Genomic DNA, 22,602 nt, shown 5'->3' with positions numbered 1-22,602 from the left:
ACTCTTGTTGGAAGGTGGGCACCGCACGAACCCATACCCTGACATTAACAAAATTCCCAACACTGTCAGGTAAAAGTTTCCTATGGTCTCGATAGCCTTCGAATCTGAATCGTAGCAAAGTTATACAGTCACACACGGCGACATGCCTGAAAGATTAGGTTGGGTGGCGGGGGAGGGAGACCCTGAATTCGCTGCCTTTCCCGGTCTCGTTATTTTTTGCACTGACTGTGCCGCCATGCAGTTCCACCAGGCTTTTTACCAGCGCCAGTCCCAGCCCCAGGCCGCCTTGTGAACGATCAGGCGATCTTTCGGACTGCGTGAATAGGTCGAAGATATGCGGCAGGAGCTGGGGTTCGATGCCGATGCCGGTATCTTTGATTCGAACCTCTATGTCTTCCGCATTCAGCACGACATCCACTTGAATTTTGCCCTGCTGGTCGGTGTAACGAGTGGCGTTGTTGAGAATGTTCGAGAAAATCTGAACGAGACGGGTGCGATCACCGAATACCTTGTCCTCTGTTTCGGCTCGCGACAAGGTGAGCGTCTGCTGTTTGTCAGTCAGTAAATGGTCAATCTGTTCGACTGCATCATCGATGACGTCGCTTATCCTGACTTGCGAACGCTGCAGATGAACCAGTCCGCGAGTGACTCGTGAAACGTCCAGCAGGTCGTCCACAAGTTGAGACATGTGGCTGACTTGCCGTGAAATGACTGCACTAGTGGCTCGTACTTGTCTGGCGGCGAGATTGGGTAATTTCAGCAGTTCAGCCGCCGTACTGATGGGGGCGAGCGGATTGCGAAGCTCATGCGCCAGCATGGCCAGGAATTCGTCCTTACGGCGGTTGGCCTCTCTCAGCTCTTCCTGAGCCTGTTCAATTTCATGAATGTCTGTGTTTGTTCCGAACCACTGGACGATATTGCCTGCTGCATCGTGAAGCGGCGCAGTCTTGGTAAAGAATGTCCGATACTCTCCGCTGGCAGAGCGTATGGGGCCGGTCATTTCGAAAGGTTCACCGGCGGCAATGAGCGCCTTGTATTGCTGAACACCCTCGGCCGCGCTTTCAGGTCGGTGGACCACATGCCAGCCCCAGCCCTGAACCTGCTCCAGGGAAGTGCCGGTATATTCAAAGAACCGATCGTTGAACCAATGTATGTAACCGTCAGGCTGCGCCATCCACGCCAGCTGGGGAATCGTATTGGCAAGCTGGCGGAGGCGTTGCTCACTGTCCTGCAAGGCCTTGTTGGCCCTTATGGCTTCCGTTACATCACTGCCTTCTATGAAAATGCCGCTGACATCGCCAGCGCTGTCGCGGATCGGCTGATAGACAAAATCGACGTAGCGTTGCTCCAGTTCGCCGCCTGGCTGACGCCTGAGTCTGACAGGTACTGCACGCCCTACATAAGGTTCGCCACTTGAATAGACGATATCAAGTAGCTCGAAAAGACCCTGGCCTTCAACCTCGGGCAAGGCTTCTCGTACCGACCTGCCGACCAGGTCCCGGCCACCGACCAGCTGATAGTAAGCCGTGTTTGCGAGCTCGAAGGTATGGTTGGCGTGACGCAGAATTGCCATGATACCGGGTGCCTGCTGAAAGAAGTCCCTGAGACGGTCATTTTCGTCTTTGCGTTCACGCTCAGCTAAAACCTGTCGAGTAGTTTCGGTGCAAGTGCAAAACACCCCCGCCACATGTCCCGCCTCGCAATAAACGGGTGAGTAGGAAAAGGTGAACCAGGTCTGTTCGGTAAAGCCTTTACGCAGAATGGTAAGTGGCAGGTTTTCGAAAAACGATGATTCGCCGGCCATAGCCTTATCAATGATGGGCGAAATATCGCTCCAGATTTCTGACCAGATCGTTTTGAATGGCTGGCCTAGCGCAGCTGGATGTTTTTGGCCGAGGATAGCCGCATAGGCGTCGTTATAGAAAAAGCCGAGCTGCGAACCCCAGGCGACGAACATGGGGAATTTTGAATTCAGCATGAGGCTCGCCACGGTTTGCAGTGCCTGCGGCCAACTTTCAGGCGCCCCAAGGGGTGATCGATTCCAGTCATTCTGTTCGATCAGGCTTGCGATTTCGCCTGTTCCTAGCTTAAGAGAGTTCACTGCACTCATCCGACAATTATGGCGTGATAAATTCTTTACACGGCGCATGAACGCCCTGCTACTGCTCTGACCGTTGCTGCCAGCTATATGAGCCGTTAAACCGAGAATTTTACGTGGATCTGTGCGGCGCAAGGCGAGATGATGAGCAAGGTACGTAGGTAATTCAGGAAAGGTGCTTTAGTGATGAAAGAAGCTCGCAGGAAAAGCGATGGATATCTGTAACATCCTGTGTAATCTTGGCGGCAGATACGTTAGTCAGGAAAAGGATCAGGGCAGAGTATGAAGACGGATGAAATGGCCAGTGTTCTCGGCTCGAGCTGTGAGGAGCGATATGATTATTTTCTCACTGCAGTAGGCGAACATCGCGATATCTGGATTGTGGTCAACAACGATCAGCAGTTTCTTAAGATCTATGACGAGGATGATGGGATCGAATATCTGCCAGTCTGGCCTGACAGGGCTTTTGCCGCTGCTTATTGCGAGGACGCTGCAGACCTAGCACCCAAGAGCATCGCAGTTCCAGAGTTCTTCAAAAAATGGATTGACGGCCTGACCCGCGATGGTTTGCAGGTAGGCGTATTTCCGGGCTCAGACGCTACAGTCTGGATGATGGCGCCATCCGAGCTGAAAAGTGATCTCCAGGAAGAACTGTCACAGCCCTGAGTTGCTCTCCAGGTGCCGTGGCGAAGCGCTAGTCCTGTGCGGCACTCGACTCACTCAAGACCTGAGGCTTTTTGAACGCTTTCTGAAAAAGGTCCTTGTCTTCAGCAATGACCAGCGCGCAGCGGTCAGCAAGTTCTTCGCTCATACCGTCTACTTTCTTGAGCAGATATTCACGAATTTCCTCAGACAGCTCCAATACTCTGTCGCGGGCATCTGCCTCAGCCTTCGTGTTGAAGAGGAGCTCATTGGGCTGTTTCAAAGCCATTTCCAGTCCATCCCTATCTGAATAGTAAACTGCCTGTACTGACATGTTCGAATACCCTTCCGGCAATAAATTTGGCTGGTTATTTATACAGTGTCCGGTGGCTGGCAGCAAGGATAAATTGCAGCTTCACTACCGCCTGGTAGCCCGCTTTTCCGGTTGTGGACTTCTCGCTTTTGTTCAAAAGAGCAACACATATAGTTTTTCTTTTTAATATCTATCCCGACTATACAGACCTATAACTTAAGTCCGGCTTTCGTTTTCCCCTCCAAGATTTTACGAAATCTAAAACGTGCTCTCGCGTCCCGGCAAGATTCAAATATCGGCTTCAGGCACTGCGAAACGTCCATCGCGGCCTGTCATATGCCGCACAACAGTTACTATCAGGTAAAACAGATGAAAGCATTCGACACAAATCCGAAACACCTTGTATGGCCATTGGTAGCGGCGATATCGCTAGGCCTTACAGGCTGTGGTAGTGACAGCAAGAACAGGACAGCGCCGACGACAGATGGTACTACGGATGGCACCACCACCGAGGGCTCACCAACCGTGGCCTCTACTGGTCCTGCCGACAAAATGGTCGACGTGGCGCTCAATACCATGGTGGTAGCAACCTTTAATAATGCCATTGACGCTGACTCCATCAGTTCTGCCGGTTTCACGCTGGCCGCTGCGGGGCTGACTGACGAAACAGGTACAGTGACGGTGGATACAGCCACCAACACCGCTTCTTTCGATCCGACAAGCAATTTAGTCGGAGACTCTGTCTATACGGCCACTATTAGCACCGACGTAAAGTCGCTGGAAGGTATAGCTATGGACAACAATTATGTCTGGACTTTCACAACCGGACTGATCGTTGATGTTACGCCGCCGGCAGTCGCTTCCACAGATGCTGCTGATCAGGACACGGACGTTTCGACCAACAGAAATGTCAGTGTCGTTTTTAGTGAGAAGATGAATCCTGCCACGATCAACTCAACCACGTTCACCCTTACTGGTCCGGCCGGTGCGGTTCCTGGCGTCGTGAGCTATCCGGGCACCACTGCACAGTTCAATCCTGATCAGGACCTGGATCTCAGTACTCAGTACACCGCTACCATCACGACTGGTGCGGAGGATCTGGCAGCCAACGCGCTGGCTGCAAGTTTCGTGTGGAGTTTCACCACTGGCACGACGCCCGCCATGGGCCCAGCACCTGTCAATCTTGGAACAGCGGGCAACTATGTCATTCTCGCCAAGACAATGATTTCAACAACAGGTACCACCAAAATAATAGGGGATATCGCCATAAGTCCGGCTGCTGAAACCTTCATTACCGGCTTTTCGCAAGCACGCGACAGCTCGGGTACTTTTGCGACGACGCCGTCTGATATATTGACAGGCAGAATCTACGCAGCCGACATGACACCACCGACACCTGCAATACTCACGACGGCAATCAGCGACATGGAGATTGCCTTTACCGACGCCGCTAGCCGAACGACACCTGACTACACTGAGCTTGGTGCAGGCGATGTGAGCGGACAGGTTCTTGAGCCGGGTCTCTACAAGTGGGGCACCTCACTATTGATGACTTCTGCTGTAACGCTCAACGGGGACGCCAACGACGTATGGATCTTCCAGATTGCTCAAGACCTCACTGTTGAGAATGGTGTCGACTTGATACTGGCCGGTGGTGCGCTTGCAAAGAACATCTTCTGGCAGGTCGGTGGTGCTGTATCTCTGGGTACGACCAGCGATTTCGATGGCATTATCCTTAGCCAGACAGCGATTGTTGTGAAGACTGGCGCCACGCTGAACGGCCGGGCTCTGGCTCAATCTGCTGTAACGCTGGATGCCAATGCGGTAACAGCGCCTGCGCTTTAAGCCAGAATGATAACGGATTGCTGCCAGTGAAAGTCTGCACGGCAACCCATGATAATCGAGGGACCCAAATTTGGGTCCTTTTTTATGGCGTCACTGCTTGCGGGTGTTTACTACGGTCGCATAGTCTGTAGCAATGGATAGTACAGATACTGACGACCGGCCTTCTTCAAGTTTGCGCATGCGTAAAAACGCGAGTGCTGACTCATGCCGATGATGGTGCTGATCACGCAGCTGATGCTTCCCATCCTGCTGTTATGCTGGTTGGCGTGTCTACCTGCCAGAGGACGACTGGCTTTTACGATGCAATTCGTTTCGGTGGGGTTGACCTTGCTCGGGCTCGGTCTGGCGGCCCTATGGAGCATGCCGCCATTTTGGGTGCCGTTTCTTTACGCTGTAGCCTATTGTCTCGTGCTTGGCTGGCATCTTTTCAGTAAGCGTCCAGCCGATACTGCCTTGTGGGCAGCCGGACCTGTGAATACGGTGCTTGTTCTAGTGTCCATAAGTCTGGGACTCGCTGGCGGCTATCTTGGCGTCAGAGCCATACAAGGCCGCCAATTGCCACCGGTAGATATAGTGGACATTGCGCCGCCCTTCGGGCCGGGCACTTATATCATCGCAAATGGCGGGTCAGACACGATTGTGAATAGTCACCTGCATACACTCGATCCTGCTGTCGATCGCTATCGTCTGTGGCGGGGACAAAGCCGAGCTCTGGATATTTTCAGAATCAAGCCTTCAGGACTGCATATGAATGGCTTCTGGCCATCTGATCCGGCGCTGTACACGACCTTCGGAACACCTGTGCTGGCACCATGTTCAGGCGCTATCGAACTCGTAGTCGATGGCGTAGCCGATATGCAGGTGCCGCAGATGGATCGCCAACATATGGCAGGCAACTACGTCGCGCTGAACTGCGGTGAGTTTTTCGTCATCCTCGCTCACTTGCAGAAGAACAGCGTCAGGGTCAGGCAAGGCGATACTGTGGAGATTGGCGCACGCCTTGGTGAAATGGGGAATTCAGGGAACAGTTCAGAGCCGCACCTGCATGTGCATGCTCAGCGCGGACTGCCTGAAGACTCAATGCTTGGGGGAGAGCCGCTGGCGCTGACCATCGATGGTCGCTTTCTGGTTCGCAACGATCGCATCACAGTAGACGCTCCATGACCTCGGCGTCGAGCATCACCAGGCAGAGCATGCCCGGCCGGATACTAACGCTTGACCTGCACTTCGGGCCCTGCGAGATGAGCCAGCAAAGGATTTCGCGTCCAGACCCATTTACGCAAAGCCGCGCCAATGGTTAGGCCGACAGCGAAACCCCCGATGTGCGCCCAGTAGTCCACGCCACCCTGGCCCATGCTCATTCCAAAGAAATTGAGGCCTAACCAGATGCCGAAGTACCACATGACCGCCAGCTTCTTCTGCCATACCACGAACATGAAGGTCATGCTCGCTTTCGGGAACCAGAGAAGGTACATGCCAAAAAGGCCAGCTATGGCCCCGCTGGCGCCGACCGAAGGGATGGGGGAGCCGAGATTGGCCAATACGCTGATGGTACCAGCCAATATGCCGCAGACGAGATAAATTGCGAGAAAGCGACCGTGGCCCAGGGCATCCTCGAGATTGTCGCCAGTGAGCCACAGGAAATACATGTTGCCAGCGAGGTGGAGCATGCTGCCATGAAGAAATGTGGCTGTAATAAAGCTCCATAAGCCGTTACCTTCCTGCACGACGGCAGGGGCCAGGGCGAAGTTTTCGAAGATCATATTTGTGGCGTGGAGGTCAAAACCGTACGAGATAAAAATCAGCGAATTGATAATCACCAGTGCGATCGTCACCCAGGGGGTGATTCGGGGTTTGACGTTGTATTCCACCGGCATGCGCAGAAGCGCCTCGAACACCCAGGTCTTCCACGAGGTAGACTGATTCATGTCCTGAATGGCGTGTTTGATCGCCGCTGATTTGACAACCTTTGATACGGTATCACGTGCTACCCATGCGCCATCGCAGGCCCTACACACATCGATATCGACATGATAGTCGTTCAGTAGATGGTAGATCTGCATGCCATGACTGCAGTCCGGACATTCTCGATTGGAGTAGTCCAGTGACGGCCCGAGGTCTGCAACATAGTCGCCGTAATCTGTCCGCTGGCACTTGGCGGCTACCAGAGCGTCGAGATCGGCTTTTTCGAACCATACACCGCCACACTGACGACAGATATCCACTTCTTCACCGTCATAGTCCTTTATGGTCAGATGGGCGGTTCGGCATTGGGGGCAATACTTCTTTCCTGACATCAGCTGTCTTCCTTGAGTAGTTCGATCTGAACGCCATCGGCCTTGAGGCTTTCGCCCAGTGCCTGATAATTCGCCTTCAGTTTGGGTAAGGTGTCCTGCTCCATCCTGTCCAGCAACTCGGTCAACAGTTTGGCTGCATAGGTGGCACCATAAAAGTGGTTTTCCACCTTCTCGATGATGCTGGCAGTGTCCGCATAGAAACGGCGCCCCTCGGTGAGAAACAGACTCGGTGTTTCTAGCGTCGCCGGCGAAAAGCGCATGGTCTCCCACACAAACTGTGACAGGGCCGGGTGCTGATCCTTGAGATTTGCCGGATTCCGTCCGAGGACGTCTTTCACGTAGCCGCGAAGTTCCCTGGCATTGTCTTGCAGTTCATCGTGCAGCGACGCGCGGAGGTAGTAGTTGTGCTCCTTGGCGATGATGCTGTCAAAGCGGATGGCCTGCTCGAGACCAGCATTGGCAGCGAGATACACGCCGATAATCGTCGCCAGGACAACGAAGACCTGCGAAACCCAAAAGCCGGACTTCTGAAGATCGCCATGATCGAGTTGTTTGATTTTCTGAATGGGGGCTTTCATGTACTGCTTCCCTGTAGATGCCCGGTCTGCCTGAGTGGCAGGGGCGTTCTCCTGAGGCGCGGGAGCATAAGGGATTGAGTAGCTGAGTTCCAGAACACAGTCGACGGTTTTGGCTTAATATGCCGCTGGTAGCGCCGAGAATAAGCGCTGGAGTGACAGACTTGAATGAACGCTGCATGATGGATGCTTCACAACTTAAGGGACTGCGAGAGTATTGCCGATGTCTAGCCATGCCTGAGCAACTGAATCTCCGTCATCTCCAGTACTTCTGGGTTATCAGCCGTGAAGGCTCAATAGTCAAAGCCAGCGAAGTCCTCGACCTTGCACCGCAGACCCTGAGCGGTCAACTGGCGACTTTCGAAGCTTCTCTCGGTGCGCGCCTGTTTCGACGCGAGCGCCGCTCGTTGGTACTGACGGACCTGGGGCGAATGGTGTACGGCTATGCCGAAGACATCTTTGCGACTACGGCTGAGCTCACCGAAGCGCTCAAGCTGCCGTCAGCCGAACGCCCGATTTCGTTGTCAGCGGGGGTCTCTGCCTCAATACACAAGCTCATCGCTTACCATCTTCTGCAGCCAGCATTTGCACTCGATCGACCGGTGAGCCTGCACTGTCAGACGGGACGCACCGCCGATCTCATGCTTGGGCTGAAAAGACAGGAACTCGACGTCGTTTTGACAGATCGCATGCCCCATCTCGACGATCAGACACGCCTGACCGTGCATCCGATCATGCGGTCTACCATCAGTCTTTTCGCATCGCCTGAGATGGCCAGCCGGCTTCGCGATAATTTTCCCGCATCTCTTGAAGGTGAGCCCTTTCTTGCCAATGCCACCGACGCGCCATACTACGACCAGCTGATGAACTGGTTTTCCGTCGCAGGTATCCGCATGCGATTGGTCGCCCAGATTGATGACAGTGCGCTTATCAAGGTGTTTGGCCGGGAGGGAGCGGGCGTGTTTGCAGCGCCGACCGTCATCAGTGCTGAGGTTTGTCGCCAGTACGAAGTTGAAAAAATCGCCAGTATCGATGAAGTGAGTGAAGAGTTGTTTGCGGTCACTAGAGGCCGCACAGTTCTGCATGAGGGCGTCAAGGCCATATGCAGACCTGCGACCCTGTTCGAGAGCGGAATTCATCGTTAAAAACGATCTGTTTATTCTGGTAAATCTGGTTTTATCGAGGTCTGTCTTCAGCGATGATGTCGCCGAGCGTTGAATCAGAGGATCTCTCGTGCCAGATATCATTGTTATGTTCTTCCTCCTGGGTGTTGTAGCGGGGGCCCTGAAATCTGATCTGACTATCCCCAAGGCTGCTTACGATATCCTGAGCCTTTTACTGATGCTCACCATCGGCCTGAAGGGTGGCATGGCGCTTCACGGCAACCTTGGATGGCACCTGTTGCCTGAAGTGTTGGGTGTCATAGCATTGGGTTTCAGTCTTCCCTTGCTGATGATCCCGATTCTGCGTCATCTTGTTGGACTGAACATTGCTGACTCGGCCAGCTTTGCAGCGCATTATGGCTCGGTCAGTGCGGGTACTTTCGCCGTCGCGCTGGCGTGGGTAGAGGCGCGAGGGCTCCCCCTGGGCGGACAGGTAACGCTCTACCTGGTGCTGTTGGAACTCCCTGCGATACTGGCCGGGCTCTGGTATTTCCGAAGTCGGCAGGCTGCGTCTGTGCACAGCGCAAGCGTGCCGCTTTGGCAGGAAACATTGACCAACCGCAGTGTGGTACTGCTGGTTGGCGGCGTCGTTGTTGGTGCGCTCTACGGCCCTGAGAATGGCAACGGTGTTACCAATACCCTGACCGGGGCATTTTCTGCGGTACTGTCGCTATTCCTGCTGGAAATGGGCCTTGTGGCGGCCGAAACGCTGAGAGGTCTGAGACTGAAGCATTGGCGGGTCATCGCTTTCGCGTTGGTCATGCCGCCGATTCTTGCGGTGCCTGGCCTGCTTACCGGACTTGCCCTCGGACTGGAACACGGTAGCGTGGTGATACTGGCCACGCTCACGGCCAGTGCGTCCTATATAGCAGCACCTGTCGCGGTGCGACATGCCATCCCGGATGCCGACATTGGACTGGCAATGCTCGCCTCGCTGGGCGTGACTTTTCCCTTTAATGTGTTGCTGGGGATAGGTCTCTATCACGGATATGTTTCAATGATGTCGGGCTAGCTGACGGCATTTATTTCAGTGTCAGCGCTCGAAACAAGGCCTGTCCTTCCAGCGTGCTCTGATTGATATAAATTGCATAGGGAAAGCGATCGATGGCGCTGTCGGAAAATTGATAGTTTTGCCGTTTCATTTTCAGGGTGTCCATCACGTACCAGCCGGTTTCCTGTATGGCGAGCACATAGTCGACACGACCGTGCTCCAGCATGCGAAAGCCCTGTGATATATCATCAATGAAAACGAGGTGGGCGCCCTTGCTCACCAACTCCGCATTATAGGCTTCCAGCTTGAGTGAGCGGGTCACTGCAATCTGCTTGCCGGCGAGTTCGGACAGATCGGTCCATTCAAAGGCCGAGCTTTCCCTGACACGAAAAAGCCCATAGATGAAATTTGCATCCTGAAGCACGAGCCTGACAGTCGAAGCCGCAGCATTGGGCTGAGGGACGTAAGAGGCATGCCAGGCCTCGTTGTCCATGGTTTGCTGTAATCGTGCCGGAGGTAAAAAGCGCGGCGCAATTTCAATACCAGAGCCTTCCAGACGCTTCCGCAGCATGGCGAATGAGGTGCCCTGCGTCGGCATGGCTTCGCTGGTGAAAGGAGGATATTCGATAGTCAGGACTTTAACGATGGTTGAAGCGGGAAGCGCCGATGTCTGCGCAAAAGCTGTCGCCGTGACGGCGGCCGCCGTGAACAGTACGAACATCAACAACAGTCTATTCATGGCGTGTTCCCTTGGAATATAGGCTGGAGCATCCGGCTCCCGGTATTTATTTTTATTGTTATCATAAGTTGCGAATGATCGCTGGTCCATGCTGGTGACTCATATCCATTGTTTTTCAGCTTGACTGCAGGCTTGAGTACCGCGTATCAGTATCACCCGTGCAGGCAAATTGGGCGGTGGAGTGGATATGACAACAATCAGGCTGAGCCTGTTGATGCTTCTGGTGACGACAACGCGCGTTACGAATGCGAGCGATTTCTGCGAGCACTCCAATACAAATCAGCTGGTGTGGAACGAAGCCTTTGTCGCTGCGCTACACGCATTCCATGGTACGACGCGAGCGAGTCTCTTCGGACGAGACGAACTTTTAGTGGAACAGGCGCTGACTGGTTTGGGCGGTCCCCCCGACAGGATCAGGACGCTAAGCGAAGGACTGGTGATGGCGAGCGCCTGTCGAGCTGATAGCTGCACTGAGAAAGCAGCGGTCGTACTGTCCTGCCCAGACACTATCGAAGCCGTGGGCGTACTGCATTATCGATGTGGATCGGCTGATGATTGGCAGGTCTGCCCTGATGAGCCTGTCCTGTCGGTCTATCTGCATCGGCAGCCCGGCTCACGGATCGCCAGCGACGCTCTGAAAGCCTGGGCAATCAATTCGGTGCCCAAAGCACGCTTGCCGCTGTCTTATGATTATCGAGACCAGTTCAACGAATTACAGGATCCTCCCCCTGATCCAGGTGCCGGAGCGCTGCGATGACCGAGTATTTTATTCAAGCTTTCGTCTACCTCATTGCGGCAGTGATAGCTGTGCCACTGGCCAAGCGCTGGGGACTTGGATCTGTGCTCGGCTATCTCGTCGCAGGGGTCGTTATTGGGCCTGTCACGGGATTGGTGGGGCAGGAGACCACCACCATTCAGCACTTTGCCGAGTTCGGTGTAGTGATGATGCTCTTCCTGGTGGGTATGGAGCTGGATCCAAAGGCACTCTGGGCCATGCGGGTGCGTCTGGTGGGGCTGGGCGGATTGCAGGTTGCCCTGACAGCCGGTGCGGGAATGGGTATCGCCATCTGGCTGGGCCTGGCCTGGCAGACCGCGCTAGCGACAGGTCTGATCTTCGCACTCTCATCTACAGCCATTGTATTGCAGACCTTGAACGAAAAGGGCCTGGTTAAAACCGAAGGCGGGCGCAGTGCCTTTTCTGTTCTGTTGTTCCAGGATATTGCTGTCATTCCAATGCTCGCCCTCATTCCATTGCTGGCTTTGCCCGAGTTGGCAGGTCTCGGTGACAAGGCCGATGCGCATGCCAGTAGCATAAATCTGGTCGAACATTTGCCGGGATGGGCTCATGCGCTGGTAGTCATTGGCGCAATCGGTGCTGTGATCGTTGGCGGAATTTTTCTGAGCAAACCCTTGTTTCGATATGTCGCGCAGTCGGGCCTTCGCGAAGTCTTCACGGCTACGGCCCTCATGCTTGTGATAGGAATTGCGGCGCTGATGGGGCTGGTGAGTCTGTCGCCCGCGCTTGGGGCCTTTCTTGCCGGGGTCGTATTGGCGAACAGCGAATTCCGCCACGAACTCGAGGCTAATCTGGAGCCCTTCAAGGGCCTGCTGTTGGGGCTGTTCTTCATTACTGTCGGTGCCGGCATCAATTTCGACATCCTCGCAGCGGAGTGGGGGACTATCCTCGCGCTAGGTCTGGCGGTCATAGTCGTGAAGGCCAGCATTCTTCTTGGGCTCGCGCTGTTGTTTCGCATCAAGGGTAGTAACGGCTGGCTATTTACGCTGAGTCTCGCCCAGGCTGGTGAGTTTGGCTTCGTTCTGCTGACTTACAGTGTGCAGAATAAGGTCATTGCCGTTGAAACGTCTCAGATTCTTTCTGTAGTGGTCGCCTTCTCCATGTTCCTCACGCCGGCCTTGTTCATAGTGTACGACCGGGTAGTCCTGCCGAGATACCGAAGTGCGCAGAATGAGGGCAGGGAAGCCGATACTATCGATGAGCAGGCCCCGGTCATCGTCGCTGGCGTCGGTCGCTTTGGCCAGATTGTCTGTCGCTTGCTGCGTGCCAACAATATCCCCATCGTGGTGCTGGATCATGAGATCGCGCAGATCGAAAATGTGCGTCAGATCAATATCAAGAGTTTCTTTGGCGATGCCAGTCGTTCGGACCTGCTGGAAACCGCAGGAATAGAGCACGCCCGTTTGCTGGTCGTGGCAATAGATGACCGGGAGCGTGCGGTCGAAATGGTACAGCACGTGAAACAGTATCATCCCGGCGTCTGGATACTCGCGCGGGCTTTTGACCGTGGTCATGGATACCGGTTACGCGTCGCTGGCGCCGATGATATTGTCAGTGAGACCTATCATTCCGCGCTCGAGGCCGGCAGCCATGCGCTCACGGCCATGGGCGTTCATCCACTTCGAGCGAGGCAGATGACCGCCGCATTCGTGGACAACGAAAAAGCGCATGAAGATGAACTTTTTCAGGCCTGGCAGGAGATGGATGGCAGCATCGATTTCAGCCCCCGCTATGGGGAGCTGTTCATGAAACTGGAAGAGGCCTTGAGTAGTGCGATGCAACAGGACTGGGAAACGCCAGAGCAGAGAGAGGCGCCAATATGGATGCCACCAGAATCAGATACGGAACGCTGATCAGGCTGTGATCGAGGCCAGTGCCTCCCGGATTGTTCGATCATTGATTGGCCGGACCAGGCGGTTGATCTCCTGCCCATCCCTCAGGAAGACCAGCGTCGGCCAGAGCTTCACCTTGAATGACCGGCCCAGAGGCTTGCCTTTGCCATCCTCTATCTTGATGTGCGGCACCTCTGGATGCGTGTCCAGCGCAGCTTCGAGATGAGGCTGCGCAGCCTGGCAATGGCCACACCAGGGCGTGCCGAATTCCAGGACCGCTGGCCCATCCATCGCTTCCATCTCTGCGCGTGTAGGTTCACTTGGCTCGTAGTGGGTGCTCATCGTCATGCCGTGTCTCCCTGGTGCCTTGCTGGCTATAGCTTACGACTACAAGGCTTCATGGTTTCAAACAGATAGTGAACCTATATTATCAGATTTGCAGGCCGAAGATCTGAATGAGACCGATAGCGATGAGGTAGATGGCTACCACATAATTCAGCAGTTTAGGGCTCAGCAGAATGAGGATGCCGGCCAGGATGGAAAGCAGTGGTATGAGCTGTATATGTAAGGTCATGTCGTTTTCTCTGAAACAGATGAGGATGCTGGTATAACGCCCTCTCATAGTAGCAGTCACACGAGATTCTCACATTGACCGCTTGGCTTGAGCGGCCACAATATTTTCTTCGGTTGCTCCTGCCCGATAGCCGCTTTAGTATCGATGCTCCCTGTTTCTGGTGAACACGCGAGGATGGAACGATGTCGAAGTGGTGTATCGTTATAGGTGCTTCAGAGGATGAAATGGGTCAGTCGAAGCTCGAGGCAGCCTAGGGTTTGAAAGCAGAGGTCGCAACAGCCCACGCCCTGGTGCTGCTGGCCACTCTGCTCGTTGCGGGCTCATTTATCGCATCGGCCAGATTGGCAAGTGTACTGAATCCGTATTCGCTCACCTTGCTACGCTTTGTATGCTCTGTAATCATTCTGGCGCCGGTCGTTTTGATGCAGCCTTCGCTGCGCGCTCGAATTTTGCCCGCAATGCCACGGGCGCTCATCATCAGCTTCTTTTTCTCCGCATTTTTTGTGTGCATGTTCGAAGCCCTGAAGACGACCACCGCCCTCAATACCGCGGCGATTTATACGCTAGTGCCGTTAATGACGGCGATCATCAGTCGGCTTGTACTCGGGGAAAAGTTGGCGCAGAGCCGGGTCTGGATCTATTTACTAGGCGCTGCAGGCGCTTGCTGGGTTATTTTTACCGGGCGCCAGGCCGATGTTCTCTCGCTGAGCCTGAATACCGGTGACCTGATTTTTTTCGGCGGCGCGGTGCTGATGGCCTGTTATGCCGTTTCGATGAAGCGGCTCTACCGGAATGATCCCATGATCGTGCTGGTGCTGGGGATTCTGTTGGGTGGTTGCTTCTGGATGACCATTGCCTTGCTGGCGACCGGCAATACGCCGGACTGGCAGCTTCTGGACCGCCAGGCGGCCTGGCAGATGGCCTATCTTGTCGTCGGCGCCACGATAGGCACGGTGTATCTCTTCCAGCGTACGATCGTGGTTCTGGGCCCCAGTCGCGTCAATGCCTATATCTACCTCAATCCCGCCTCTGTCGCGCTGCTGAGTATAGTAGTTGGGGACGGGCCGATTCCGCTCATGACATTGCCGGGAATAGCGATCGCCATGCTCGCTACCATTCTGCTTCAGAAGAGAGCGCAGTCTGCGGTGCCTGTCAGCACGCCATCGCGTTATACTGATTAAAGTCTGCGACCACGTGGGTTTTCGTATTAACAGACTTGCCCTTGCGGTATTCGCTTCACCAGAACAGGAACGCACAGATGACCGGAATTGATATTGGTATCAACAAGGACAACCGAGTAGCCATAGCTGAAGGCCTCAGCCGCCTATTGGCTGACTCCTACACGCTGTATCTGCAGACTCATAACTTTCACTGGAACGTAACAGGACCGGCTTTTCGTGAACTCCATCTGATGTTCGAAGAGCACTACACTGAACTTGCGGCTGCTGTTGACGATATTGCAGAGCGAATAAGAACGCTGGATGTTGCTGCGCCCGGGACCTATAAGGAATTCGCCCGTCTCAGTTCAGTCAAGGAAGTAGACGGTGTACCGAGCTCGGATGAGATGGTGGATCTGCTCACCAAAGGTCATGAGCAGGTGGTAAGAACATCGAGAGAAGTGCTGAAAGTTGCACAGGAAGCTGATGATGAATCCACAGCGGCGCTGGTATCCGACAGGATGCGGGTGCATGAAAAGACCTCCTGGATGTTGAGAGCCATTCGGAAGTAGACAGAACAGCTGTATGGCAGGTCGAGCATGAACATCGGCGTCATTGCTGATACGCATGGCCTGCTGCGTCCGCGGGCAGCAGAAGCGCTGGCTGGCTCGGATCTGATTATCCACGCTGGCGACATCGGGCAGGACGCTGTGCTTGATCGCCTGGAACATATCGCGCCGGTCATTGCTATTCGAGGTAACATCGATACGAGCGGTCGCGCTGCCGACCTTCCTGATACCCGGGTGCTAGACTTTGCAGGCCATCAGCTCTTTCTACTTCACGACGTCAAGACATTGGACCCCTGCGCAGCCGCTGGCTGCAGGATCATCATCGCTGGCCACTCTCACAAGCCGCGCAACGATGTCCTCGACGGTGTACTGTACTTCAATCCGGGCAGTGCTGGTCGCCGACGCTTTCGCCTGCCGATCACCGTCGGCCGGCTGACACTGTTGCCCGGTACTGCCAAGGGCACCATAATTCCGCTGGATCTGACCTGAGTTGAAGTGCAGATTCTGCTCTGGTGGCAGCAATGTTGGCGCCCGACTGATCTCCTCCATGCTGGTCTTACTGCGTATTATCTGACGTACACCTGTTTGGACTGCCGGGCCAGGCCCTGCTTGTACTCAGAATGCTCATCAAGGAGCTTGCCTACAGGATGTTGGGATTTTTGATACTGCACATTGCCGCACTGCTGTTCTGGGCGGCAGGGCTGCTTTATCTGCCGGCTGTCATCTCCGGAAGCTCCGATCGACGCCGATCGCTCGCGGGTGGCGAAGTGAAGGATGTCGAGATTGCCCGCTTCCTTTTCACACGCATTGCCACCCCAGCTGCGCTCATCGCTATTGTCGCTGGCACGGGGGTTTTCGTTTTGAACAAGACCGTGGACGCCTGGCTCATCGTCAAACTGACGCTGGTGACCGGACTTGTGATCACACATGGCGGCCTGGGTTTTCTGATAGTGAGGGCGGAATCGCACAGCGAAAAATCAATAGCTGTCTGGTGCTGGCTGTCTGCCGCAATCACAACCTTGCTGATGACAGGGATTATTCTGATCGTACTGGGCAAACCCGAAGTCGGGAACTGGATGTGACAGTAGTGCCTTTCAAGCCAGCTTCAACCGTCGTGTCTGCGTTCCGCCATCTTGTCCGGCGATACAGCGACAGCCTGATCGTAAACGAGCAGGCCACCAAGCAGGCTGGCCAGACCAATCATCAGTCCGCTCAGCAAGGACAGGTACAGACCCCATGGCATGATCACTTCGTCAAAGGGGTTCACCACTCGAAGCAGCCAGTTGAGCGTAGCGATCGACAGCAGCATCACTGCGAGGATGGCATGACACCAGGCCGTGATCAGATTTCGAATTTGCACGACCAGAACGAGATCCATGAAGCCGATGGCGCCCGATACCCAACCGCCAACGGTGCCAACACCGACCAGCCAGATACCGGCCCGGGCCCAGAAGACATCTCCTGTATACAGGTAAGCCAGGTCGGCCGGGATCAGCATGAGCAAGGCTGCGACTGGAAAATGAATCACCATGGGATGGATCGGATGACCCAGAATCGACATTTTGCTTGGAATGGACTCTTTGGCCATGGGTAACGCTCGCAATGATCTAGAGAAAGTTGTTCGACGCCGTGCAGGCAGTATCTACGGGCGAAGGCTGAATAGTAGCTCATTTCGGATGACCGGTATTGCGAGCTGCCTGCTGCTCTCGGCCTGCTCCGGACCCCTCTCCTCACTTGATCCCGCAGGACCTCATGCAGCATCGGCAGCGCTGCTATGGTGGGGGATGTTCGGCTTTTTCACGGTAATTCTGCTGATTGTGGTCGCGCTTTGGCTGTATGCCATCAAACGTGATCCGGGTACTGTATCTGATGTAGAAGCTCAACGGACCCAGAACCGCTGGGTTCTCGGTGGAGGGCTTATCCTACCGGTTGTCAGTATCACCGTGATCCTTCTGGTCGGTATTCCTGTAGGACGCAGTATGTTGCCGTTGCCTCTCGAGTCGGGACAGGCGCTTCGTGTCGATGTGCAGGCGCATCAATGGCGTTGGGAAGTCAGCTACCCTGACACAGATGTGGGTCTGACGAACGAACTGCATATACCAGCTGGCAAGGCTGTTGACCTGCATCTTACCACAGCTGACGTGATTCACTCATTCTGGGTGCCCAGGCTTGCCGGCAAGCTCGATACCATGCCTGGCCGCACGAACATCCTGCGTATCGAAGCCGATGCCCCCGGCACATACCATGGCCAGTGTGCCGAGTTCTGCGGACTCGAACATACCGACATGAGATTCACCGTTATCGCTCACGAGCCAGCCACCTTCGATAGTTGGCTTAAGGAGAAGCAGAACGATGATTGAGAGGATAGCCGAACGCAACCATGGGCGGCATCAGCGACTGGATCGAGTGTGGAGTTACAAGCCAGGCTGGGGCGCCTTCGCGGCGGTCAATCACACGACGATCGGGCTGCGCTTTCTGGTGACCGGGCTGATCTTCTTTCTGGTCGGTGGTCTGCTGGCGATGCTCATACGCACCCAATTGGCCTTGCCCAATCAGAACATCGTGAGTCCCGCTCTGTATAACCAGCTCTTCACAATGCATGGCACGGTGATGATGTTCCTGTTCGCCATACCGGTCCTCGAGGGGGCCGCGATGTATCTCATCCCCAAGATGATCGGGGCACGTGATCTGGTCTTTCCCAGACTCAGCGCTCTAGGCTACTGGTGTTACCTCTTCGGCGGCCTCATCATCATGTCGAGCCTGTTGCTGAACATTGCGCCAGATGCCGGCTGGTTCATGTACACGCCTTTAAGCAGCATCGAATATTCGCCTGGACCTGGTTCGGACTTCTGGTTGATCGGCATCACCTTCGTGGAGATATCGGCGATCTCGGCCGGGGTGGAGTTGGTGGTGTCCATCTTGCGCACCCGTACCAAGGGCATGTCGCTGAACAGGATGCCGGTCTTCTGCTGGTACATCCTGGCCATGGCCTTCATGATCATATTCGGTTTTCCGCCGCTGATTCTCGGCAGCATACTGCTCGAACTCGAGCGGGCCGCCGGATTTATATTCTTCGCAGTGGATGGGGGCGGTGATCCCCTGCTGTGGCAGCATTTATTCTGGCTGTTTGGCCATCCCGAGGTCTATATCATCTTTCTGCCGGCGGCCGGTATCGTCTCTACCCTGATCCCTGTGTTTGCCCAGCGTCCACTGGTCGGGTATCGGTGGATCGTGCTGGCTATCATCGTAATGGGCTTTATCAGTTTTGGACTCTGGGTGCACCATATGTTTACCGTAGGCATCCCGAGTCTGGCGCTGGCGTTCTTCTCGGTGGCCAGTATGCTGGTAGCCATTCCCACGGGCATTCAGATCTTCGCCTGGCTCGCGACCTTATGGTCCGGTCACGTCAAATACAGTCTCCCGATGCTGTGGATCGTAGGTTTTCTCGTCGTTTTCGTATGCGGCGGATTCACTGGCGTGATGCTGGCACTGGTGCCCTTCAACTGGCAGGTGCACGATACCCATTTTGTCGTCGCCCACATGCATTATGTGCTCGTTGGCGGAATGATGTTTCCCCTGGTGGCCGGCCTCTATTACTGGCTTCCACACGTCTCGGGCCGCATGTCGTCTGAAAGACTGGGACGCTGGGGTTTTTGGCTGTTCTTTATCGGTTTCAATCTGACCTTTTTCATCATGCATCTAACCGGCCTGCTCGGTATGCCCCGACGGGTCTACAGCTACGATGCGGGCCTGGGCTGGGAGTGGTTCAATCTGATTTCGTCGATTGGCGGTTTTATCACCGGAATCGGTGTGGCGGTCATCATCCTCGATATCGCCCTGCATTTCCGCTTCGGCAGGAAGGCTGACAGGAACCCGTGGAATGCCGATACGCTGGAGTGGGCTACGCCAATGCCCGTGACGACTTACAACTTCGCCAGTCTTCCCACAATTGAAACCAGGACGCCCATGTGGGATCGGCCCGATCTGCCGGAGAGGATCGAGAACGGCGAGTTTGGCCTGGACGAGCCACGTCATGATCTTCGTGAAACCTGGGGGTCGGATGCCGTGACCGGGGAGCTGAAGGAGATCGTGCATCTACCGGCGAACTCGTGGCTGCCACTGCTGTCTGCCAGCTTCATCGCGCTTATGTGTATATGTCTCCTCACCAAGAGCTACCTGCTTGCGCTGCCAGCCTGCCTCCTGGCCGTCGGATATCTGCTGCAATGGAGCTGGCACAATGGGGCGCACCCTATTGCTGCGCCCTTTTACGATGACGAACCCTATAGCCCGCCGCTGCATTCTCGAACCTGTGATGGGCCGGGGCGCTGGGGCATGATCATCACGATGATGGCGAATGGGACCCTCTATGCTTCGCTACTGTTCGGCTGGTTCTATCTGTGGACTGCGGGGCCATCATGGCAGGCGCCTGACGACGGGCCAATTTCGTTTTGGCCCTTGCTCGCGAGTGGTGGGCTGCTCACCATTTGCGTCTTGCTTTATCGGCAACTAGTTGCTCGTCTGGGACGGGGCGAATCCAATGGACTCGAGCGCGGGCTGTGGCTGGCGTGTCTCATTGGCCTGGTGCACTTTGCTACGCTGTTGTGGGTGTTGCTGGCTGCGCCGCTTCAACCCACCATGTCCGCGCATGACTCGGTATTGACCGTCATGCTCATGTATCTGCTGCTCCATAGTGGACTCGCAGTAATCCTCACCGGCTTGCAGGCTGTGCGGGTTCGAATTCGCTATGTCGGTGCCAGAGCACCTTATGAACCCTTCGTTCTGAGACCCTTCTGGAGCTATACGCTTGGCGTATTCTGGATCAGTTTCGCCGCATTCATACTGCTACCTATGGGCTGGGGTGGGGGATGACATTCGAACGACTGAAACCCGGACACCCGGCTCATCTGGTGCTGGGTCTGGTGATATGGAGTGTATGGTTCGTACTGCTCTACGGCGGGCTGTCAGTGGCCTGCGAGTTGGCGCCGCCAGGCGCAGAGCAGGGGGCTCTGAACTGGCTCAATGCGACCTTGCTGGTATTGGGTGTTTTCTTTTTCGTCATGCTCCTGGCGGGCGCTTACATGAGCTGGCGGCATGCGCCTTCTGCTGAAAGCGACCAACCACAGCAGCGCTTTCTGGGCCGAGTAGCTGCCGCTGTCTATCTGTTCGCTGCCATCGCAAGCCTGGCCATCGCCGTGCCAAGCCTGGTCATGCCACCATGCCTCTGAGACGAAGGCATCTGTACCTGCCTTGTGCCGCAGCAATCGTTGCCCCGAGCCCAGCGTTAGCCCATAGCCCGCTAGCCGGCGATACGGACAGTCAGCTAGCGGCCGGAGTCAGTGCGCTCGTTCTCGCTACACTCTGGTTGCTGTACCTGTCGGGTGCGTTCCGTCAGCCGCCGCGTAAGGTCCGGCTTGCCGGGTTTCATGCGGCTATGTTGCTCAGCTTACTGGCCGTGCTCGGCCCGCTGGATACCTTGGCGCAGGACAGCACCGCTTGGCATATGGTTCAGCATATGCTGTTTCTTGTGGTCATTGCGCCCTTGTGGGTCCTGAGTCGCCCGCTGCCCCAACTCGCTGCGGCCGGAGGACGTCTCATCGCCAGGATGGCTGGGCCGCTGCTGCGATGCGCAAGGCATCCAATGCTCATAGCCTATATTCATGCCTTTGTGATCTGGTTCTGGCATACACCACACTTCTACAGGCTGGCTCTGGACGACCCCTGGTGGCACCTCACGGAACATACTCTCTTCCTCGTGACGGCTGGTCTGTTGTGGTGGGTGGTGCTTCACAGTAGCCGGCGCCACATGGGCTGGGCGCTTGCGGCCCTTCTATTCACCCTCATGAACACCGGCTTTCTCGGCGCTGTGCTCACTTTCGCCAGCAGCCCCCTATACGGCGACGCTCGCGGGCTGGAAGATCAGCAGCTCGCCGGACTGATCATGTGGGTACCAGGCGCTGTGCCGTATCTGCTCGCTTCTGCCTGGGTTGGCTATCGCTGGACCAAGCAGATGCAGCGGACGGTTGTCGCTCAGGCTAGACACTCGGAAGCCTGATAGCAGTCCTTATTTCGCACAAAACTTCTTCGCTTTCTTCTGCGTAGGCATTCACAACCATTTTAATGAGGGGGGCTCTTTTTCCATGCATGACATTCTGCATGTAATCGTCAATAAATATGGCTGGATCCACCTGTCGCTGGGCTTGCTCGGCAACGTCGCCTTTCTGATTGGCAGTATCCTTTTTTTACCCGCTATGGAGGCCTTCAAGCTAGTGGGTGTGTGGCTGTTTATTGCAGGCGCCTTTCTGATGCTGATAGGGTCGACTGGTCGCTTGCTTGTCGACATCTCAGGCGATTAGGCATAAATGCTGCAAAAAAGAATATCGCCACTGTGACTGGCGTGGCTACTCCAGCTTGCCAGTCCATGGCCCACCAGGTTGCACCGCTGTATAGACACCATAGCGCCGGTATGACTGCGAACAACCAGGGTAGGCGGGGCGTGAGTAGTAAAAGACCGAGGGTCACGATCGCGGTGGGGTCGGGCGCTGTTCCGAATAGCTCGATGCCAGCCCAGCTGCGGCCGCTGAGCGGTCCTAGCAGTGGGTAGACGATAAAGCCATAGACAATGAGGGCCAGCCCCAGCCAGGCCCTTGCACGAGTACTTGCGCAGTCATTCACAGCGCGTGCACGCAGTCCCCAAGCCGCCATCAGGGCACCTTGAACGATGAAGGCCCAGCCCATGTAGGTGGCCGCCCAGTTCAGCTCACCATGGAGTTGCATATGAAAACTGTAGCCGACCCAGGCCCAGGCTGATCCGACAATGAGGCCTGCAGCACGTGCCTGCCAGACATGATGTCTCTGCCATATGAGGTAACAGGCAACAAGCCCAAGCAGCAGCGCCACGCCCTGCCATGGCCAGACTGCTTCGTTCTGGCGCACGAACAGCCGGAAGTAGACTTCCGATTCCATCGGCATGAAATCCTGAAGGCTGTAAGTCGAAATATCATTTGGCATCAT

25 protein-coding genes are annotated in these 22,602 nt (G+C 55.3%); 16 read left to right on the top strand and 9 right to left on the bottom strand.

The window, feature by feature from the left end; all coding sequences use genetic code 11:
- Window positions 1-154 precede the first annotated feature (154 nt).
- Window positions 155-2,101, bottom strand: a complete 1,947-nt coding sequence (locus ABD735_RS11720) for a sensor histidine kinase (protein WP_344806591.1) — start codon at window positions 2,099-2,101, stop codon at window positions 155-157.
- 279 nt (window positions 2,102-2,380) lie between these two features.
- On the opposite strand from ABD735_RS11720, the gene ABD735_RS11715 reads away from it, so the two are divergent.
- Window positions 2,381-2,764, top strand: a complete 384-nt coding sequence (locus tag ABD735_RS11715; RefSeq protein WP_344806589.1) for a DUF2750 domain-containing protein — start codon at window positions 2,381-2,383, stop codon at window positions 2,762-2,764.
- 28 nt (window positions 2,765-2,792) lie between these two features.
- Here the strand turns inward: ABD735_RS11715 and ABD735_RS11710 are convergent, their stop codons facing one another.
- A complete protein-coding gene (locus tag ABD735_RS11710; RefSeq protein WP_344806587.1) occupies window positions 2,793-3,074 on the bottom strand; it encodes a YebG family protein in 282 nt (93 codons plus the stop codon).
- A 348-nt stretch (window positions 3,075-3,422) separates the two neighbouring features.
- On the opposite strand from ABD735_RS11710, the gene ABD735_RS11705 reads away from it, so the two are divergent.
- Window positions 3,423-4,898 (top strand): ice-binding family protein, encoded by a 1,476-nt coding sequence (locus tag ABD735_RS11705; protein WP_344806585.1) that lies wholly within the window; start codon window positions 3,423-3,425, stop codon window positions 4,896-4,898.
- A gap of 300 nt (window positions 4,899-5,198) precedes the next feature.
- Window positions 5,199-6,062 (top strand): M23 family metallopeptidase, encoded by an 864-nt coding sequence (locus ABD735_RS11700; RefSeq protein WP_344806583.1) that lies wholly within the window; start codon window positions 5,199-5,201, stop codon window positions 6,060-6,062.
- A 44-nt stretch (window positions 6,063-6,106) separates the two neighbouring features.
- Here the strand turns inward: ABD735_RS11700 and ABD735_RS11695 are convergent, their stop codons facing one another.
- A complete protein-coding gene (locus ABD735_RS11695) occupies window positions 6,107-7,195 on the bottom strand; it encodes a rhomboid family intramembrane serine protease (protein WP_344806581.1) in 1,089 nt (362 codons plus the stop codon).
- Window positions 7,195-7,773 carry a hypothetical protein gene (locus ABD735_RS11690; protein ID WP_344806579.1) on the bottom strand — a complete coding sequence of 193 codons (579 nt, stop codon included), beginning with the start codon at window positions 7,771-7,773 and terminating at the stop codon, window positions 7,195-7,197. Before ABD735_RS11690 ends, ABD735_RS11695 begins: the two co-directional genes overlap by 1 nt.
- Window positions 7,774-8,003: 230 nt before the next feature.
- Here ABD735_RS11690 and ABD735_RS11685 point away from each other — a divergent pair, with 230 nt between their 5' ends.
- Window positions 8,004-8,915: a LysR family transcriptional regulator gene (locus ABD735_RS11685; protein ID WP_344806577.1), complete on the top strand. Its 912-nt coding sequence runs from the start codon at window positions 8,004-8,006 to the stop codon at window positions 8,913-8,915.
- Between the two features lie 88 nt (window positions 8,916-9,003).
- Entirely contained in the window at window positions 9,004-9,945 is a 942-nt protein-coding gene (locus ABD735_RS11680; protein WP_344806575.1) for a sodium-dependent bicarbonate transport family permease, read from the top strand.
- A 10-nt stretch (window positions 9,946-9,955) separates the two neighbouring features.
- Here the strand turns inward: ABD735_RS11680 and ABD735_RS11675 are convergent, their stop codons facing one another.
- A complete protein-coding gene (locus tag ABD735_RS11675; protein WP_344806573.1) occupies window positions 9,956-10,663 on the bottom strand; it encodes a type 2 periplasmic-binding domain-containing protein in 708 nt (235 codons plus the stop codon).
- Window positions 10,664-10,850: 187 nt separating this feature from the next.
- Between ABD735_RS11675 and ABD735_RS11670 the strand changes: the two genes are divergently transcribed.
- Together ABD735_RS11670 and ABD735_RS11665 are read left to right on the top strand one after the other, a co-directional pair.
- The gene (locus ABD735_RS11670; RefSeq protein WP_344806571.1) at window positions 10,851-11,420 is read left to right on the top strand and encodes a hypothetical protein; all 570 of its coding nucleotides are present in this window, start codon (window positions 10,851-10,853) and stop codon (window positions 11,418-11,420) included.
- Window positions 11,417-13,312, top strand: a complete 1,896-nt coding sequence (locus ABD735_RS11665) for a monovalent cation:proton antiporter-2 (CPA2) family protein (RefSeq protein ID WP_344806569.1) — start codon at window positions 11,417-11,419, stop codon at window positions 13,310-13,312. The genes ABD735_RS11670 and ABD735_RS11665 overlap by 4 nt, the downstream gene beginning before the upstream one ends.
- Here ABD735_RS11665 and ABD735_RS11660 read toward each other — a convergent pair whose 3' ends face one another.
- Both ABD735_RS11660 and ABD735_RS11655 read right to left on the bottom strand, forming a co-directional pair.
- Entirely contained in the window at window positions 13,313-13,639 is a 327-nt protein-coding gene (locus tag ABD735_RS11660; protein ID WP_344806567.1) for a thioredoxin family protein, read from the bottom strand. It lies immediately after the preceding gene.
- A gap of 82 nt (window positions 13,640-13,721) precedes the next feature.
- Window positions 13,722-13,865: a DUF3096 domain-containing protein gene (locus ABD735_RS11655; protein WP_344806565.1), complete on the bottom strand. Its 144-nt coding sequence runs from the start codon at window positions 13,863-13,865 to the stop codon at window positions 13,722-13,724.
- Window positions 13,866-14,122: 257 nt separating this feature from the next.
- Here ABD735_RS11655 and ABD735_RS11650 point away from each other — a divergent pair, with 257 nt between their 5' ends.
- The 4 genes from ABD735_RS11650 (at window position 14,123) to ABD735_RS11635 (ending at window position 16,673) form a co-directional block, all read left to right on the top strand.
- The gene (locus tag ABD735_RS11650) at window positions 14,123-15,046 is read left to right on the top strand and encodes a DMT family transporter (RefSeq protein ID WP_344806563.1); all 924 of its coding nucleotides are present in this window, start codon (window positions 14,123-14,125) and stop codon (window positions 15,044-15,046) included.
- Window positions 15,047-15,123: 77 nt separating this feature from the next.
- Window positions 15,124-15,594, top strand: a complete 471-nt coding sequence (locus tag ABD735_RS11645; protein WP_344806561.1) for a Dps family protein — start codon at window positions 15,124-15,126, stop codon at window positions 15,592-15,594.
- A gap of 27 nt (window positions 15,595-15,621) precedes the next feature.
- Window positions 15,622-16,080: a metallophosphoesterase family protein gene (locus tag ABD735_RS11640; protein ID WP_344806559.1), complete on the top strand. Its 459-nt coding sequence runs from the start codon at window positions 15,622-15,624 to the stop codon at window positions 16,078-16,080.
- Between the two features lie 158 nt (window positions 16,081-16,238).
- The gene (locus ABD735_RS11635) at window positions 16,239-16,673 is read left to right on the top strand and encodes a CopD family protein (protein WP_344806557.1); all 435 of its coding nucleotides are present in this window, start codon (window positions 16,239-16,241) and stop codon (window positions 16,671-16,673) included.
- Window positions 16,674-16,696: 23 nt separating this feature from the next.
- Here the strand turns inward: ABD735_RS11635 and ABD735_RS11630 are convergent, their stop codons facing one another.
- The gene (locus ABD735_RS11630; RefSeq protein ID WP_344806555.1) at window positions 16,697-17,179 is read right to left on the bottom strand and encodes a DUF2231 domain-containing protein; all 483 of its coding nucleotides are present in this window, start codon (window positions 17,177-17,179) and stop codon (window positions 16,697-16,699) included.
- Here ABD735_RS11630 and coxB point away from each other — a divergent pair.
- The 5 genes from coxB (at window position 17,178) to ABD735_RS20185 (ending at window position 21,944) form a co-directional block, all read left to right on the top strand.
- Complete coding sequence (gene coxB / locus ABD735_RS11625) at window positions 17,178-17,951, top strand: cytochrome c oxidase subunit II (RefSeq protein ID WP_344806553.1); 774 nt, start codon at window positions 17,178-17,180, stop codon at window positions 17,949-17,951. The genes ABD735_RS11630 and coxB overlap by 2 nt on opposite strands.
- A complete protein-coding gene (ctaD, locus tag ABD735_RS11620; protein WP_344806551.1) occupies window positions 17,944-20,460 on the top strand; it encodes a cytochrome c oxidase subunit I in 2,517 nt (838 codons plus the stop codon). The genes coxB and ctaD overlap by 8 nt, the downstream gene beginning before the upstream one ends.
- Window positions 20,457-20,816, top strand: coding sequence for a hypothetical protein (locus ABD735_RS11615; protein WP_344806549.1), 360 nt, complete (start codon window positions 20,457-20,459; stop codon window positions 20,814-20,816). Before ctaD ends, ABD735_RS11615 begins: the two co-directional genes overlap by 4 nt.
- A complete protein-coding gene (locus tag ABD735_RS11610; RefSeq protein ID WP_344806547.1) occupies window positions 20,807-21,643 on the top strand; it encodes a cytochrome c oxidase assembly protein in 837 nt (278 codons plus the stop codon). The genes ABD735_RS11615 and ABD735_RS11610 overlap by 10 nt, the downstream gene beginning before the upstream one ends.
- An 85-nt stretch (window positions 21,644-21,728) precedes the next feature.
- A complete protein-coding gene (locus ABD735_RS20185) occupies window positions 21,729-21,944 on the top strand; it encodes a YrhK family protein (protein WP_425548606.1) in 216 nt (71 codons plus the stop codon).
- Here the strand turns inward: ABD735_RS20185 and ABD735_RS11605 are convergent.
- Window positions 21,874-22,602: a DUF6064 family protein gene (locus ABD735_RS11605; protein ID WP_344806545.1), complete on the bottom strand. Its 729-nt coding sequence runs from the start codon at window positions 22,600-22,602 to the stop codon at window positions 21,874-21,876. The genes ABD735_RS20185 and ABD735_RS11605 overlap by 71 nt on opposite strands.

The organism is Allohahella marinimesophila, from assembly GCF_039538005.1.
In the GTDB taxonomy this organism is placed as follows: domain Bacteria; phylum Pseudomonadota; class Gammaproteobacteria; order Pseudomonadales; family Oleiphilaceae; genus Allohahella; species Allohahella marinimesophila.
The sequence above is the reverse complement of the archived record's forward strand: the minus strand, read 5'-3'. Positions and strand labels throughout refer to the sequence as shown.

What these genes read in the sequence shown, in the direction of transcription:
- ABD735_RS11715 (WP_344806589.1), top strand. Translation starts at nt 2,381, where the DNA reads ATGAAGACGGATGAAATGGCCAGTGTTCTCGGCTCGAGCTGTGAGGAG.
- ABD735_RS11710 (WP_344806587.1), bottom strand. Translation starts at nt 3,074, where the DNA reads ATGTCAGTACAGGCAGTTTACTATTCAGATAGGGATGGACTGGAAATG.
- ABD735_RS11705 (WP_344806585.1), top strand. Translation starts at nt 3,423, where the DNA reads ATGAAAGCATTCGACACAAATCCGAAACACCTTGTATGGCCATTGGTA.
- ABD735_RS11700 (WP_344806583.1), top strand. Translation starts at nt 5,199, where the DNA reads ATGCAATTCGTTTCGGTGGGGTTGACCTTGCTCGGGCTCGGTCTGGCG.
- ABD735_RS11695 (WP_344806581.1), bottom strand. Translation starts at nt 7,195, where the DNA reads ATGTCAGGAAAGAAGTATTGCCCCCAATGCCGAACCGCCCATCTGACC.
- ABD735_RS11690 (WP_344806579.1), bottom strand. Translation starts at nt 7,773, where the DNA reads ATGAAAGCCCCCATTCAGAAAATCAAACAACTCGATCATGGCGATCTT.
- ABD735_RS11685 (WP_344806577.1), top strand. Translation starts at nt 8,004, where the DNA reads ATGCCTGAGCAACTGAATCTCCGTCATCTCCAGTACTTCTGGGTTATC.
- ABD735_RS11675 (WP_344806573.1), bottom strand. Translation starts at nt 10,663, where the DNA reads ATGAATAGACTGTTGTTGATGTTCGTACTGTTCACGGCGGCCGCCGTC.
- ABD735_RS11670 (WP_344806571.1), top strand. Translation starts at nt 10,851, where the DNA reads ATGACAACAATCAGGCTGAGCCTGTTGATGCTTCTGGTGACGACAACG.
- ABD735_RS11665 (WP_344806569.1), top strand. Translation starts at nt 11,417, where the DNA reads ATGACCGAGTATTTTATTCAAGCTTTCGTCTACCTCATTGCGGCAGTG.
- ABD735_RS11660 (WP_344806567.1), bottom strand. Translation starts at nt 13,639, where the DNA reads ATGACGATGAGCACCCACTACGAGCCAAGTGAACCTACACGCGCAGAG.
- ABD735_RS11655 (WP_344806565.1), bottom strand. Translation starts at nt 13,865, where the DNA reads ATGACCTTACATATACAGCTCATACCACTGCTTTCCATCCTGGCCGGC.
- ABD735_RS11645 (WP_344806561.1), top strand. Translation starts at nt 15,124, where the DNA reads ATGACCGGAATTGATATTGGTATCAACAAGGACAACCGAGTAGCCATA.
- ABD735_RS11640 (WP_344806559.1), top strand. Translation starts at nt 15,622, where the DNA reads ATGAACATCGGCGTCATTGCTGATACGCATGGCCTGCTGCGTCCGCGG.
- ABD735_RS11635 (WP_344806557.1), top strand. Translation starts at nt 16,239, where the DNA reads ATGTTGGGATTTTTGATACTGCACATTGCCGCACTGCTGTTCTGGGCG.
- coxB (WP_344806553.1), top strand. Translation starts at nt 17,178, where the DNA reads ATGGGTAACGCTCGCAATGATCTAGAGAAAGTTGTTCGACGCCGTGCA.
- ABD735_RS11630 (WP_344806555.1), bottom strand. Translation starts at nt 17,179, where the DNA reads ATGGCCAAAGAGTCCATTCCAAGCAAAATGTCGATTCTGGGTCATCCG.
- ctaD (WP_344806551.1), top strand. Translation starts at nt 17,944, where the DNA reads ATGATTGAGAGGATAGCCGAACGCAACCATGGGCGGCATCAGCGACTG.
- ABD735_RS11615 (WP_344806549.1), top strand. Translation starts at nt 20,457, where the DNA reads ATGACATTCGAACGACTGAAACCCGGACACCCGGCTCATCTGGTGCTG.
- ABD735_RS11610 (WP_344806547.1), top strand. Translation starts at nt 20,807, where the DNA reads ATGCCTCTGAGACGAAGGCATCTGTACCTGCCTTGTGCCGCAGCAATC.
- ABD735_RS20185 (WP_425548606.1), top strand. Translation starts at nt 21,729, where the DNA reads ATGCATGACATTCTGCATGTAATCGTCAATAAATATGGCTGGATCCAC.
- ABD735_RS11605 (WP_344806545.1), bottom strand. Translation starts at nt 22,602, where the DNA reads ATGATGCCAAATGATATTTCGACTTACAGCCTTCAGGATTTCATGCCG.